The sequence below is a fragment of the Brachyspira aalborgi genome, from assembly GCF_008016455.1.
GTDB classification, from domain to species: domain Bacteria; phylum Spirochaetota; class Brachyspiria; order Brachyspirales; family Brachyspiraceae; genus Brachyspira; species Brachyspira aalborgi.
Genome location: NZ_SAXU01000001.1, coordinates 263,558 through 280,199, shown reverse-complemented (window position 1 = coordinate 280,199; position 16,642 = coordinate 263,558). Strand labels below are relative to the sequence as shown.

Annotated in this window: 4 protein-coding genes and 1 other RNA gene; 1 reads left to right on the top strand and 4 read right to left on the bottom strand. The window is 26.2% G+C overall.

Going from position 1 to position 16,642, the window contains the following annotated elements:
* Positions 1-38: 38 nt before the first annotated feature.
* From EPJ79_RS01285 to rnpB, 4 genes are all read right to left on the bottom strand, one after another.
* Positions 39-1,478, bottom strand: coding sequence for a hypothetical protein (locus tag EPJ79_RS01285; protein WP_147738143.1), 1,440 nt, complete (start codon positions 1,476-1,478; stop codon positions 39-41).
* Entirely contained in the window at positions 1,478-3,262 is a 1,785-nt protein-coding gene (ptsP, locus tag EPJ79_RS01280) for a phosphoenolpyruvate--protein phosphotransferase (protein ID WP_147738142.1), read from the bottom strand. Before ptsP ends, EPJ79_RS01285 begins: the two co-directional genes overlap by 1 nt.
* 91 nt (positions 3,263-3,353) lie before the next feature.
* The gene (locus EPJ79_RS01275; RefSeq protein ID WP_147738141.1) at positions 3,354-4,061 is read right to left on the bottom strand and encodes a 5'-methylthioadenosine/adenosylhomocysteine nucleosidase; all 708 of its coding nucleotides are present in this window, start codon (positions 4,059-4,061) and stop codon (positions 3,354-3,356) included.
* A gap of 35 nt (positions 4,062-4,096) precedes the next feature.
* Positions 4,097-4,439: RNase P RNA component class A (gene rnpB / locus EPJ79_RS01270), an RNA gene on the bottom strand.
* A 470-nt stretch (positions 4,440-4,909) separates the two neighbouring features.
* On the opposite strand from rnpB, the gene EPJ79_RS01265 reads away from it, so the two are divergent.
* Positions 4,910-16,606, top strand: a complete 11,697-nt coding sequence (locus EPJ79_RS01265) for a SpiroCoCo family coiled-coil protein (protein ID WP_147738140.1) — start codon at positions 4,910-4,912, stop codon at positions 16,604-16,606.
* Positions 16,607-16,642: the final 36 nt, after the last annotated feature.

The following is a 16,642-nucleotide window of genomic DNA, read 5'->3' as shown; positions in this document are numbered from 1 at the left end:
ATTATTTTTGTTTTTTTATTTTGTTTTATATTTTATTTTTAATCGACTGAATATTCCGCTTCGCTATCTCCGCTTATAATAAATCTATAAGGATTTGATGGCATTATTTTAATTAAATAATTATAAAGCAAAGTCGAACTATGAAGAGTGGAATTGTTTGTATTATAATAAAAATATTTCGGATAATTTAAAACATAATCGTAATAAGGATTATTTTTAGAACTTACAAGCTCCCCTATTTTATTATTTACCTTCCATAAAAAATAAACTGATTTGTCTGTAAAATAATTCGTTTCGGGCTGACTCAAAACATAAGAAAAATAATCTGCAGATTTTAAATAATCGTAATTCTTATAATGATTCATAGCCGATTTATAACTTTCAAATACTTTGTCTATATTTTGAAAATTATTCGTCATATATCTTAAATAACTCCATCCTATTATTGGACCGTAATAAGTATCGTATCGCACTAAAGCCCAATCTTCTCTTTGTCTGTCTTTTGCATTATAAACATTAGTTTTATTAAGCACATTTACAAAATCATAATTATATAATTTAAATAATTGATTTTCATTTCCGTCTATCGCGGGAATTCTATCTCTTATTATTATTCCGTTTCCAATTATATAATAATCTTCTTCAAAAGCGGGGTTTATTTTTTCAATTCTCTCTCTCACGGTTTTAACCGTATTGTCGTAATCCAATTTTTCTCTTTGACTTAATTGAAAAGGCAAGGAATCGGGAAAATAAGATTTATTATTTAATATATTTTCTTGTAAAACGCTCGTTCTATATCTGTCGGAAAATCTTTTTAAATAATTAACATTCGTTATAAAACTTTCTTTATCTTCTTTTGATAAAATATTTTTAAATCTATGCCTTACGCTAAAATAATAAGCGAAATCTTTTAAAGGAAATGCGCTTTCGCTGTCTTGAATTATTCTATCGAAAACATAACCGTTAAAAGAATATTTGCCGTTTTTTTCTATTATTCCCATTTGACTATAAATATTTTTTAAAGCGTTAGTTTGATTTGTTAAACTAACTTCTTTATTGTCCTCGCCTTCCGTTATTCCTTCCGATATTAATTTTTTGTAAAATTCTTCGACATATAAAGGATTATTTTCTATCATATAAATTAAAGCCTGCCCAAGCAAATAAGAAGCCTCGCTTTCATAATAACTCGATGGATAGGTAAATAAAAATCTCGCCAAAGTTTCAAAACCTTCTTTATAATTTGAAGCAAGTATTTCATTTCTTCCTTTTAGAAAAGTGTTTATTTCATTATAAGGAGTTTGAGCGTTTTCCTGCTGATTTTTTGGAAGAGATTTTAAAAAATCGCTTAAAGCTCCATAATCTTCGGTTTTTTCTATCGTTCTTAATTTTTGCATTTCGTCTATAGAATCTTTTACTTTACAAGATAATACAAACATTATAACAAACGATATAATAATTAAATAATTTATTTTTCGCATTAATTACCTTCTACTATATATTCATAATTTTTAATATTTATTTTATTCATAAAACTATTTAAAATCGATTTTGAAAAATTATTGTCGTTTTTCTCAAGCATCGCGTTTATCAAATCTTCGCATTCTTTAATTGAAACGGCTCTAATTGTATTTTTTATTTTAGCTATAGAAGTAATAGACATTGAAATCTCTCTTATTCCAAGCCCTAATAAAACGGGCGCATATTTAGATACGCTTCCCATCTCTCCGCATATAGCGACTTTTTTATTCGCTTTATTAGTTACATCTATTATATGTTTTAACATTCTCAAAACCGATATATCTATAGGATTATATAATCCGCTTAATTTTTCGTTAGTTCTATCGCAAGCCATCATATATTGAACTAAATCATTTGTGCCAATAGAAATAAAATCCGCTTCTTTAACTATTAAATCCATAATAATCGCAGCCGAAGGAGTTTCTATTAAAGCGCCGATTTTTATATTTTCGTTAAACTCTACATTTTCATTTTTAAGTTCTAATTTTATCTCTTCAATAAATTTTTTAGTTTCCGTAAATTCTTCCAAAACGCTTATCATAGGAATCATTATTTCAATATCGCCAAAAGCGGAAGCTCTTAAAAGCGCCTTTAACTGCTCTTTAAACACATTTTTATTTGATAAACAGAATCTTATAGCTCGCCATCCCAAAAAAGGATTATCTTCTTTCTTAAAATCCATTAAACCCAAAGCGGGCGACATTTTATCGCCGCCTATATCTAAAGTTCTTATAATAATTTTTCCTTTTATTTTAGAAGCTATATTTTTATATACTTTAAATTGAACCTCTTCGCTTGGAAAAACCGAATTCTCATTTTCATTTATGTCGGAAAAAATATATAAAAATTCCGTTCTGTATAAACCTATAGAATCAATTTCGTATTTTAACAAACTTTCGGTTTCTTCGGGAATATCTATATTGGCGTTTACTTTTATTTCTATTCCGTCTTTTGTTATCGCTTTTTCTTTAATATCTATTATCGATTGCTCTTTATACTTTTTTATGTTTTCGGTTAGTATCGTATAATTTTCTATATCTTTTTTGCTCGGATTTATTATAACTATATTACTTCTACAATCGACAATTACTTTTTTTCCGTTTTTTATTTTATTTAAAATATCCGAAACATTAAATATTGCCGTTATTCCAAAAGATTTTGCAAGTATAGAAGCATGCGAAGTAAAACCTCCGCTTTCTACTATAAAACCATTAACTCCCATAGCGTTAAATTTTAAAACATCGCTCGGCTTTAGAGTTTTCGCTATAACTATGCAATCTTCGGGAATTTGATTAGAATTTTCCGAAAATGGCTGAATCAAATTTTTTATAACTCTCGATTTTATATCTACAATATCGCTCGCTCTCTCCGATAAAGTTTTATCGCTGAAAGAAGATAATTTATCCAAATATTCAGAAACTATATTATCGTATATATATTCCGCGTTATATAATGTTTCTTTTATTTCGTTTTTAATCCGCTCTATAATAACTCTATCTTTAAGCATTAATATATGCATTGATAAAATATTTTTAATATTATTATCCGCATGTTTTTGCATATCTTCTATTTCTTTTACCGATTTATCTATTGCAAAGTCTAATCTTTTATATTCTTCTTCAATATCTTCTTTTTCTATTTTGTATATAGGAATATCAAGCGAATCCACATGTAAAAAAGAATTTCCTATAGACACATAATCGCCTACTCCATGTCCGTTTAATATGGTTCTTTTATCTCGCATAATTCTCCGATATACGATAATTTATTTTTACGATATGAAAATTATATTATAAATAATAATATTTTCAATAGTAAATTTTAATAGATTTAAGTTATTTCATATTTTTTAGCATTTCAATTACTATTTTTGTCGAATTCTCCGAAGCTTCAACTACGAATTTAGGAAAATCGACTATCGCGTTACTATCCGCTTTATCCGATAGAGAACGAATAACTACAAAAGGAGTTTTAAACATTAAAGCGACATGTCCAACCGAAGCGCCTTCCATTTCTATAGCTCCCGCTTTAAACTTATCTCTTATATATTTTACTTTCGCACCATCTCCTATAAATTGGTCTCCCGTAGCAATAGTATCTATATAAACTTTATTATTTTTAATAACTTTTTCGGCGGACGATTTTGCAAGCTCAATTAAATATTTGTCGGCAGGATAATAATTTTTATCATAGCCTTTAACTAAAACGGTTAATTCGTCTCCGTCTAAAGCGCTTGTATCAAAATCATGTTCTATTAAATCTTTTGAAATTACAATATCGGCTATATCGTAATTAGGATTGCAAGAGCCAGCAACTCCCGTAAATATTATTTTTTTTGCTTTAAATATTTCTATCGCTATCGTAGTCACTACAGCAGAATTGACTTTTCCAACTCCCGATTTTAATAAAACTATATCTTTATCGCATAATTTTCCTTTATAGAAAATAATTCCCGCTATTTCTATCTCTTCTATATTTTCGATTTTGCTTTTTAAGTTTGTTATTTCAGAGTCCATTGCTCCGATTATCGCTATAGTTTCCATTTGTCTTTTCCTTAAATAAAATAAAAATTTAATAAAAAATTAGCGGAGCTATAAGCCGAATTCTGTCTTGGATAAACATTTATCTTATCATTATATCGCTATAATGATTCAGCGAGCCACCTGAAACTTTGAAAAGGGCAATCTATATCGTTTCGTTTTGCTCTTGCCTCTCATGGGGTTTGCACTGCCATCTATGTCGCCATAAATGCGGTATGCTCTTACCATACCTTTTCACCCTTACCCAAACGGGCGGTATATTTTCTGTTGCGCTTTCCATAGACTTTCGTCTTCAAGCCGTTAGCTTGCATGAAGCCCTTTAGAGGTTCGGACTTTCCTCGATATTATTAACTTAAATACCGCGTTTATCCGCTCCGCATATTTATTTTTTATTATAATTTATATAAATAATTTATATTATATAGAGATTAAAAAGTCAATAGTTTATTAAATTTTGTATTTTCAGACGAATTGGAAATTTAACTAAATTTAACTATTGATAAAGAATTAAAAATATTTTCATTCGCTCGGCTTACAGCCCACAGAATGTGCGTTAATGCTGGAGCGAGCATCTTTAAAGCGTGGTAATCCAAAATTAATAAAATTCTATTTTAAAATTTAACTTTATTAATAGTGGATTGCTTCGTTCGTTTCACTCATTCGCAATGACGATTTTTTATAAAAAAAGATTATAAAAGATTACAAAGTGGAAATAAAATATAAATAAAGTTCTTATTCTTTCGGTATAAAAAATAACAGTGAATTTTTTAAAAAAATTTTAAAAAAACTATTGACAAATTAATTAACATAATATATTATTATGTTAATTAAAAATAAATTCGGAGATTTGTATGTTCCCTATACTCAATTTTGCATTAATGTTTATAATACCAATTATAGTGGTTGGAATTGCCAAAATTATTGATAATAAAAGAAATTCAAATATTGGAAATTTCAATAATATTTTTGAAGAAGAAAAAGCGGCGTTAGAAGGAATTATAGAAGAAAAAATTTCCGAAGTGAAAGACAATGCTATAGATTTAGAAATTGCCGTTAAAAAAGCTGGATTTATAAGCAAATCAATGGAAGAAGATTTAGCCAAACTTAATACTAAAATTGAATCTTATAAAGATTATAAAGCCGCAGTTTCGCAATATCAAGAGCAAGTTGATTCTTTGGAAGAAGCTTATTTAGATATTTTAAATAAAGTCGATACGGTTTTGAAAGAAAGAAATACTATAGAAAAAACTTATAAAAGAATTTCCGATGTAAAAACTAAAATGATAGAATTAGAAAAAAATGTTTCTACAGTTCAAGATAAGCTTATAGATTCTTATAATTCTAAATTCAACGATTTTGAATCCGAATTATATAAAAGATTTGACGCTCTCACTTCTAACCTACTCGCTAGAGACGCTCATTATATAGATATGGCGGAACAAGAGAAAGAAAAAATTTCAGCATTAACCGAAGAGTTTAAACTTCATGTTGCAAAGAAAGAAGAATTATTTACGAATCAACTTACGCAGCTTGCGGAGAGAACGGCAAGAAATAATATAGAACAATTAGCGGAATTATTTGAAAAGAGCAGAGAAGAACTTATTAATAAATATTCTTTATTTGCAGATGAAATTGATTTTAAATCAAAAGATATTGAAGAGAGATTTGAAGTTATAAGTCAATCTAAAGACGGACTTGAAAACGAATTAATTAATTTAAGAGATACGATTCATGATAGATTAAATTCTATAACAGAATCGAGCATTTTAGAGTTTAAAGACGAAATGGAAAAAACTAAAGAAATGTTATATTCTTCTTTAAGAGAAGGACTTGAAAAAATAACTCAAGATAAAGAAGAGTTTTTAGAGTCGATAGAACAAAAAGCGGTTTCTTTAGAGCAGTCAATAGATTATATAAAAGATAAGGCGGATTTTATTTCAAAAGATTATGAGGAAAGAACGGGTCAATTAGATTCTGATTTTGTGGCGCTTAAAGACGATATAAACAGAAGATTATTAAACGAAGTTGAAGCGTTTTCAAATAATATAAGAGATGTTCTTGAAAATGAAAATAACGGAATAATCACGCTTTACAGAAATAAAACAAAAGAATTGTCCGATTTAATTATCGCTTTAGACGGAATGAGCGAAGAAACTTTATTAAAAGCCGAAAGCAGATTTGAAGAAATTTCAAACGATATAGAAAAATTGAAAAACGATATTTTATTAAAGACTCAAGACGACATGGAATATTCTATAGATAATGCGAGAGGTTCTTTAATTGCCGAAATAAACGAACTTAGAGCGGATGTAGAAGGAGAGACAAATTTATTAAAAGAAAAAATAGAGGAAATACATTATCAAACTTCTGAATTTTCTTCAATATTGACTAATAAACAAGAAGAAATATTAGATTCTTTAAGTTTAGAAAAAGAATATTTGTATAAAGATTTAGAAAATCAGGCAAATAATAGAATGCAGGAACTTCAAAATCAATATAATTATATAAAAGATAATTTGGAAGGAAATATAGATAATTATATTAGAAATACGGCTTCAGAATTGGAAGATATGGATAATAAATTGTCTATCTTAAAAGAAAAATATAACGAAGAATTTAATAATATAGATTCTTTAAGCAAAGATATGGAAAATCATATTAAAGAAAATACTGAAAAGCGTATTGAATTAAACGATATGATTAATAATTTGGAATCTTCTTTAGAGGATTTTAAAAATAGAGTTAATAATATTGTAAATGAAAATATTAAATACAGCGAAGATAATAAAAAGAATATAGTCGATATGCTTCATAACGAATTGCATAAAGCTACCGAATCTTTCAATTCTCTTTTAGAAGGCAAAAGAGACGATATGAATAAAATAAGAGACGAGCTTGAAGATATTATGCATAGATTAGAGATTGGAAAAGAATCTTTTGAAAAAACTATAAACGGCGTTTACGAAAAAGCGGATAATAAAGAAAAAGAATTAGTTTCTGATATAGAAAATAAATATAATAATTTAGATAAAAAAATAGAGACTTTATTTGATGAAAAGAAAACCGATTTAAATAATATGAGCGCAAAATATCATTCTATTATAGAAAATACTTTTGCAGAATTAAAAGAAGAATACGAGCAGTTAAAACATCATTCCGATATAGTCGCTGACGAATATAAAGTTCGTATGGATACTTTGGTAATGAAATTAAATGAAATTTCTTCAAATGCGGATAATATAAAATATAGCATAGACAATAAAATGGACTCTATAGAAGTTTATATTAACGATAAAAAAGCTTTAGTTGAAAGCAAGGTTGATAATATATTTAACAATGCCGAAGAAGGAATAAATAAAAAAATAAACGAGCTTAAAGATTTAATAGAAAGCTCCGTAGAAAAATACAGAGAAGAGATAAAAGAAATTGAAACCTATAGACTTGAAGAGAATAAAAATATAATTGAAGAAGTTGAAAATATTGGAGTTGAAATAAGAGAAAATTATGAAGAATATATTAATACTCTTGAGGATATTTATAACAATGAGAAGGTTTCTTTAAATGATTATGCGAATCGATTAAGAGAGGAGATAGAGAAGAGCAGGGAGGAATCCGAAGCTAAACATTTAGAAAATGAGACTAATTACATAGACGATTATCTTAATAAGACTTCTTTGAAGATAGACGAGAAAGTTAAAGGATTAAACGAAACCTTAAATGAATCATTTAATACATTGCATAAAGGCGTTAATGATTTACTTGAGAAAACTAAAGAAATGTATAACGCTAAAACTTCAGAATCTGTAGAAGAGATGAAAAAGTATGCGGAGGAGCTTGTAGACAATAGAATTATTGAAGCTAAAGAATCAATAAGTTTGTCTATGGATGATTTGAAGAGAGAGTTTTTGGAATTAAGAGAAGGGATGGATTATAGAATCAAAGAGCAAACCGATAGTTTAATTTCAAATAATGAGAGCATATTATCGATATTTGACGATTATGATAAGAAGATTAAATATATAGAAGAGTTTTCAAATTTAATAAACGATATTAAAGGCGACTTAAATAACGAAATTGAGGAATTAAAATATAATTTATCATATAGAGATAATGAGATTGATAAAACTATAGAATCGATAAAATCTTCTTTAATTGATAAGGATGAGTTTGTAAAATTATATGATAGCGAAAAAGAATTATTAAACAATCAAATAGAAGATTTCAAAGAAGAGTTTGAATTATTGAAATCTCAAACTTTAAGAGCCAATGAGATAGAGCTTCCTAGTTTATTTGAAGAAGAGAAAGAAAGAATAGAGAATATGTTTGAGGATTTTTCTAAAAATCTACTTAATAGGGTTTCGGATAATGAGAGTGATTTAACTTATATAAAAAATCATTTATTAGAAGAAAAGAATAATTTAATATCTCAATTTGAATCTTTGAAAGATGATATTAACAATATAAGAGAGGATAACAGAATTGAATCATTAACGGAAGATAAGTCTAAATTAGAGAATTCTTTAATAAGTTTGAGAGAAGATTTTGAGAAGGTAGAGGGTTTAGAAAATAATTTATTAGAATTGAAAAATAAAATTGACGGAATAGATATAGATTTGAGAGGCGATATAGAGATTTTATCGGATAAATTAAAAGATTTCAAAGTTAATCTTGAAAATAAAATAGATAGCGATTCTGAAAGTTTATTTGAAGATTTAGCCTCTCTTAATAAAGATTTTGAATCTATAAAAGATAATCTTTTAAGTTCTATGAGTAAAGCTGAAACGATAGAGAATAAAATAGATTCTGTATTTAAGGATTTGAGTAATGAGAATAAAGATTTTAAGGATAGATTAGAGAAGAGGATAGCGCATTTTGAGGATATATGGTCTGACAATAACAGGATAAAGAGTTTATTTAATAGCGATATAAGAGAGGAGGTAGAGAATTTAAGGAAAGAGGCGGATATAAAATTTGAACATTACATTTCTGATTTGAAAGAGAAAATGGATGATATAGAGAGAGGCATAGGCGATTGGAAGGAAGGTAATTTAAATGAATTATTGAATCAATTAAATCAAGCTAAAGTAAGTATTGAAGGATTTGTAGAAGCTTCTGAAAATAAGAAAGAAGAATTATTATCCGAAATGTTAAAAACTATTGAAGATAAAGAAAATGAAATTTATTCTCAATTAAGAGATAGAATGGATACGATAGGAAAAGATATAGAAGATTGGAAGGAAGGCAATTTAAATGAATTATTAAATCAATTAAATCAAGCTAAATTAAGCATTGAAGGATTTGTAGAAACTTCTGAAAACAAGAAAGAAGAATTATTATCCGAAATGTTGAAAACTATTGAATATAAAGAAAATGAAATTTATTCTCGTATAGATAAAAATATAAATGAAAGGTTATCCTATATAGAAAATAAATTATCAAATATAGACGATAAAATAAATAATGAGATAGAAAATAATTTAGAAGATATTCATAATAATATTAGAGAAGCCGTAGAAAGATATAACGAAGAGATAAAGAATATAGAACATCATAGAAATAACGAAAAAGATTTAATAACGGACGATATTAAAGAATTGTCAGAGAGCATACGCAAAGATTATGAAGGATATTCGATAGCGCTTGATAAAATGTATAATGATGCGACTAAAGAATTAGAAAATAATCTTCAGAGTATAAAAAATGAGATAGATAAGATTATAAATGAAGCGGAGACTAATCTTATTTCAAATGAGAAAAATTATATAGAGGAATATTTAGAGGAACGTTCTATAGAATTAGAGAATAGATTATCTGAGAAATTAAATATGTTAGAGGATAGCAAACAACAATTTAACGATATTATAAACGAATCTTTCAACGCTATTAATTCCGATTTGGAGAAGGCTATAAATAACTTTGAAGAAAAATCTGACAATATTATAAATAATACTTTGTCTAATTTAGAAAATAAAATTGGAGAGACTATAAACGAAGATAAAGTTAAAGAAATGTATAATAAAGTCGATGAAAAAATATTAGCCGTAGAAGAAAAATATAATATTTTAGAGAAAAAAGTAGATAGCGTTAAAAATAATAAAGCATATATAAAGAAATTAGAAGAAAAAGTAAATAAATTATATGAGCAGTTGGGAAATAAAATATCCGAAGCTAATAACAAATACGAATCTGCAAATCAATATTTCAATGATAAATTTGTTAATATTGAAAGTTCCGTATTAAATAACGAACAGATAAATCAATTAAAAGAAGAATTTGCATCTTTCAAAAATGAAGTTCTAAACGCGAGCAAAGATAATATTTATAGCTTATTTGAAGAAGAGAAAATTAAATTTGAAAATTCTTTTGATTCTTTCGGTAGAGATATGATTGAAAAAATGTGTAATTCTAAATTAGATATAGAAGAAATGAAAAATATTATTATAGAAGAAAAAAATTCCATGCTTGCAAATATTGAAGCCTTTAGATTTGAATTAGATTCTTTGAAAAATAACGATGCTATTGACGATTTAGAAGCGGAGAGAATAAAATTAGAACAAGCTTTTAATTCTTTGAAAAATGATTTTGAAAGAATAGGTAATTTGGAAAACGAATTTTATAATATAAAAAATATTTTTGATAATTCTAAAGAAAAAGATAACGCTTTAAATAATGAAATTGAAAAAATACTTGAAGAAGTTTCTAATATGCAAGAACAATTAGGAAAAATAGAAAATAATATAACCGTTTTGGAAGACGGAAGTTTATCCGATTTGCTTGAGCAGTTGAGAAACGCTAAAGAAAATATAGATTTATTTATTGAAAGTTCAGAAGAGAAGAAAAATGAAATAATTTTAAAAATAGAAGATTATAGCAGAGAATATATTGATTCTTGTTTGGGAGAATATACTTTAGAGTTTAAAGAATATATTGAAAAAGCGGAAGAGATGGAAAATCGAATTAACGATTTAATAAACAATAAAGAAAACGATATTATAAACAGAATAAACTCTTATGAAGACGAAATTGAAAATAAACAATCAAATTATTTTGAATCTATAAGGAAAGAATTATTTGATTTATACGATTCATTTAAAAACGATATCGATATTGAGAGTTTAAATTATATGTCGGATAAATTATTCCATATAGAAAATTCGCTCGCTCAATTAGAAGAAAATAATAAAATCGTTTCAACTAAAATAGATAACGATAAAAAAGAATTGTCGGATTCTTTCAATAATTTATCAAAAGAATTTGAAATATTTAAATCTAATATAAATATAGCGAATGCAAACGAAAAGATTAACGATACTAACGAAAATTCTGCATCGTCTTTGCTAAACGAATATATTGAAAAAATTGCCACTTTGAAAAATGCATTGGAAAATATAAAAGACGATATAAACAATAATAATAAAGAGTTTAAAGATAGAATTGAAAAAAGAATAGCGTTCTTTGAAGATTCTTGGTCTAATAAAGAAAATATAAAAAGATTATTTAGCGATTTGACAAACGATAAATTTAAATCATTAAAAGAAAAATTAGAATCTAAATTAAATCTTTCTATAGAGGAAGCTTTGGAGCAATCTCTAGAAGAATATAAAGAAAAAATAAACGAAATGGAAAAAGATTTAAATCTTTGGAAAGACAATAATCTTAATTCTATTATAAACGATTTGGATGCGCTTAAAGAAAATATTAATTTTGAAAACAATGATAATATTTCAAATATGTTAAATATGATAGAAGAATTAAGAGAAAAAATAAATCAAAAACATAACGATTTGGCTTCTTCATTTGAGGATAAAATATCCGATGTTGAAAGCAGCATAATGGCTTTTGACGATAGATTAAAAGATATTGAATATAATCAAAGCTCTATAAATGAAAACATGGAAAAATATTCAAATAAATTGGATAATGTATTGAAAGAATATGAAGAGCGTATTAAATCAAAAATTATCAATATCGAAGATTCTATAAAACAAGAAAACGATAAAGCTATGAATTATGTAAACATTGTAAAAAATAATGACGATTTTAGCAATGTGGAAATAAGATTATCCGACTTAGAAAATTATATAAATAGATTAGACAATAGCAATTTAGAACTTTCAAAAGAATTGGCTAAAGATAAAAACGAATTAATAGAAACTATATATCAACTTAAAAAAGATATGTATTCTAAAATAGAAAAAGATTTTGAAGGTTTAAAAAATAATGTTCCTAATATGGAAGAACTTACTGATTTATTTGTATCTGAAAAAGAAGGATTAATAAATGAATTTGAAGAGTTTAAAAAAGAAATCTTGGAATATCATATAGAAAATAATAATTTCGCTCAAATATTTGAAGAAGAGAAAACAAGATTAATAGAAGAATTAGATAATTTTAAATCCGCTATTAGAGTGGAATATATGTCTAACGAAGAAAAATTTGATTTGCTTAAAGAAGAATATTTAAATAATATTAATCGATTTCTAGATAATGAAAAAGAAAAATTGCATTCTTTATTAGAAAATTCATTAGAAGATATAAATAAAAGAATCGATTCCTTAAAAGATAATTCAATTAATAATGAATATGTAGAAAAACTTATAAATAAATATAAAGACGATATAACTTTATCGGTTGAAAATACTAAAAAAGAAATTTCCGATAATTCTGAAAAAATTGATAAACCTTATATAGAAAATATAATTGAAAAAGAAAGATTGAGAATAGACGAAATATTAGAATCGTTTAAGAAAAATATAGAAGATAATTATTCAACGGTTGAAGCTATAGCCGAAGTTTTTTCTAAAGAAGAAGATTCTATAGATAATAAAATCGAAAATAAATTATCCGAAATGAAGGAAAATATTATTAAAGAAATTCCTACGATTGAAGATATAAGCCAAATATTTATTGAAGAAAAAGATTCTTTAAGAGAAGAGTTTGATTCGTTAAGAAATGAAATTTTAAACTCTATGCCGACTTTGGAATATTTTGAAAATATTTACAAAGGGCATGAAGCGGAAATTAAAAATAATTTTAGCATATTGGAAGAAGATTTTTCAGAAAGCATAAAGAGATATAAAGATAATATAATGAATGAAATATACGATTTCAAAAACGAATTCGTAGAAAAAATTTCCATTATAAATAATTTGGCAAGCAATTTGCAAATTGAAAGAGACAGATTATCCGCAGAAATTGAAGATATAAAAACAAAATACGAAAGCGGAGCTATTTATTCAAACGAGGCTTTAAACTCAATAGAAAGCGACAGAGATAAACTTGTAAGCGAATTTTTAGATTTTAGAAAATCTATTTCCGATTTAATGAAAGAACAAGAAGAAGCTATAAGTTTATTATCAAATGAAAAAAATAATATAACTCAAAATATAGAAGAATTAAATAATAAAATTTCTTTAGATATTCCTAATAGAGAAGAAATTTCCTCTATGATTGAAGAAGAGAAAAAATATATAATCGATATGTTTGAAAATTTGCAAAACGAAGCTTTGAAAAACGATTTTTCTTACGATTCTTTTAGAGACGATATTATAAAAGTATTTGAGGATTCTAACGAAGAGTTTAGAAAAAGAGTAGAAGCAAGAATAGAGCATTTTGAAGACGCTTATTCAGAACCTGATAAAATTAAAGAATTTTACAGAGACGCTATAGAAGTCGAAGTAGATAATTTAAAAAGCGAAACTTCAAATATACTTAACGATATAAACTTAAAAGTCGAAGAAGCTAAAAATAAAGTCGATATAATAGAAAATGAAAAAGTTAATAATATTATAAACAGAATAGACGAAGCTCAAAATAATATAGACGCTTTAGTAGAAACTATAAAAGCAAATCTTAAAGAACAAGAAAACGAGATTAGAATGTTAGGACAATCTCAAAAACATATATCGCAAGATATAGAAAATGTTCGCAAAGAAAGAGAAGCTTTAATAGAAATGGTTAAAAATAGCGATGTAAATATAAAAAATAAACTTGATAGTTTAACCGAAGCGGTTGCCGATGCGTCAAAAAAAGCTTATGAAAGAATGGCTAAAAAAGAAAATATATTTAACGATAGAGTTAAAGAAATTGAAAATTATCTTACTTCTGTAGAAAACCATATTAACGAAGATTATTTAAATAAATCAAAAGAAACTATAGATAATTTAATAGCCTCTTTCAACGAAGAGATTATTAAAGAAACTAAAGATTTAACTCCTCATATAATGACTGCCGTGCAGAATTTTATAAATAAAGAAACGAGCAAATTTGAAAAATTCTCCGACATTAAAAAATCTATAGAAGATATAGAATTAACTATTAACGATAGATTAAATGAATCTTTCAATATTATAAATACAAAACTTGAAAATAATATGGAAGAATTAAAGAAAAAAATGTCGGAATACGAAGAGAAAATTATAAGCGAGTTTAAAATTTCGGCAAATCAAGAAGGTGCGAGGACGATTGAGGAAATAAACGATAGATATAACGAGGAGATGGCAAAATTAAAAGATATGTATCTTACTTCTGAAAAATTCTATACCGATAGACAAGAGAGAAATCATGAATCCTTCACTACCCTATTTGAAGAAACTTATAAAGAATATAAAGATAAAATCAACTCTCTGTATGACGAGCTTGAAAATAGCAAATCGAATTTAACTAATTCCGTTAATGAAATGGTTGCAGATTTGCAAGATGCAATGAAGATAAAAGACGAGTTTATGTCTTCTGTTGAAAGCAATCAAGCAAAATTAAAAAATGTGGAAGAGAAAATGAATAATTTAGAAAATGAATTTACTCCTTCCATAGAAAGATTAAAATCGATTATAGAAGAAAAAGCTTTAGAATTGCAAAATAAAATAGAAAATTATTCTAAAGATATAGAAGAGCAAGGCAAAAAATTTAACGATAGATTGGAAGAATTATCAAATAACGCCAAATTATCCGTTGAAGGCAAGATTGAAGAATTTGATTCTATAATAAATAATATATCTCAAAGAATGGATGAAATATTAGAAGGCAAAAATTCCGAATTTGAAGAATTAAAATCTAATTATATAAGCTTGTCAGAATCGTTATTAAATTTAAGAGATTCTATTTCAAAAGCGATTAATGAAAAAATAGCGGACGCTAATTCTATTATAGAAGAAAATATAAACTCTATTGAAGAGCAGACAAACGAAAAATACGATAAATATGTCGCGAGATTAAATTCTAATTTAGAGCAAACTTTATCTCTTCTTATGAATGACGCTAAAGAATATGTTCAAAACGCTAAAACCGAGATAATTAAAACTCAAAACGAAAATTTAGACATATACGATAACAGAATCGAAGGTATGAAAAATATTGTAGACGCTTTGGAAAATGATATAACAAAATATTCAAGCGAAATTGAAGCGAGATTAGAAGAGCTTAATTTAAGTTATAATGAAAAAACTAATATTATACTTAAAGATTTGGATAATAGAGCGAACTCTTTAAATAAAAAACTTGACGGTGTCGTTATGGCAATAGATAATTTGCTTGACGAAAAATCGGACGATATTGCAAACGAATACGATATTTTAAAAATGAAAATAGAAGATATACAAAAAGATATCGATAAATATATGAATACTATTAAAATATTTGATAAAGCCGAAGAGAGCGCAAAAACTATAAAAGAAGATGTTTCAAAATTGGATGTTTTAGTAAAAGATACAAAAGTCGCGGTTTCTGATATGAATAAAACTATGTCTGAATTTGAAGGGCTTAAACAAATGCATAAAGAAATATTAGAATATTCTAAAGGCATAAAAAAAGAAAGAGAAAGCTTAAAAGACACTCAAGATAAAGTTAATATTTTAATTGAAATGACTGACGATATTCAAAATAAATTCTTAAATATAGCCGAAAGCAATTCTATGATAGAAAATACCGAAGAGGGAATAAAAGCGGTTATAGATATAGCTTCGCAAATAGAAGATAAACTTTCATTTATAAAAGATAAAGAAGAATATGCGGAAAATATATTATCTCAAATGAATAAAGCGGATATTGAAATTGAAACCGTTTTAGAAAAAGTTGACGGCATTAAATCCGCTATGGTAGATGTGGAAGAGAAAAGGAAAGTCTTCATGGATAAAATTTCTTCTTTAGAAAAAGACTTTAATAAAATAGAGAAAAACGATAAAAAAGTTCAACTATTCTTAAATAAACTTGAAGAGTTAAATATTATACTTGAAGAGATGCAAAATCAAAGAGAAAATCTTAACTATATGAAAAAAGAAAATGATAATATAGTTAAGAATCTTGAAAGAGCGGAATATTTTGTTAGATATTTACAAGATTTGCTTGATAATGCGGAAAAATATATGTCGGATGGAAAAACTACATCTAAAAGAAGCAAATCGAATATAGTCGACAATAAGAAAGAAGAATTTATTATTAAAATGTATAAACAAGGATGGAAAACTGACGAAATAGTAAAAAATTCTTCTTATTCAAGAGACGAAGTTGAAACGATTATAAAAAAGTGGAAAGATAAACAATCGAGAGGATAAATTTTATATTGAAAATTATAGCTTAATATGTTATAA

What these genes read in the sequence shown, in the direction of transcription:
- ptsP (WP_147738142.1), bottom strand. Translation starts at nt 3,262, where the DNA reads ATGCGAGATAAAAGAACCATATTAAACGGACATGGAGTAGGCGATTAT.
- EPJ79_RS01285 (WP_147738143.1), bottom strand. Translation starts at nt 1,478, where the DNA reads ATGCGAAAAATAAATTATTTAATTATTATATCGTTTGTTATAATGTTT.
- EPJ79_RS01275 (WP_147738141.1), bottom strand. Translation starts at nt 4,061, where the DNA reads ATGGAAACTATAGCGATAATCGGAGCAATGGACTCTGAAATAACAAAC.
- EPJ79_RS01265 (WP_147738140.1), top strand. Translation starts at nt 4,910, where the DNA reads ATGTTCCCTATACTCAATTTTGCATTAATGTTTATAATACCAATTATA.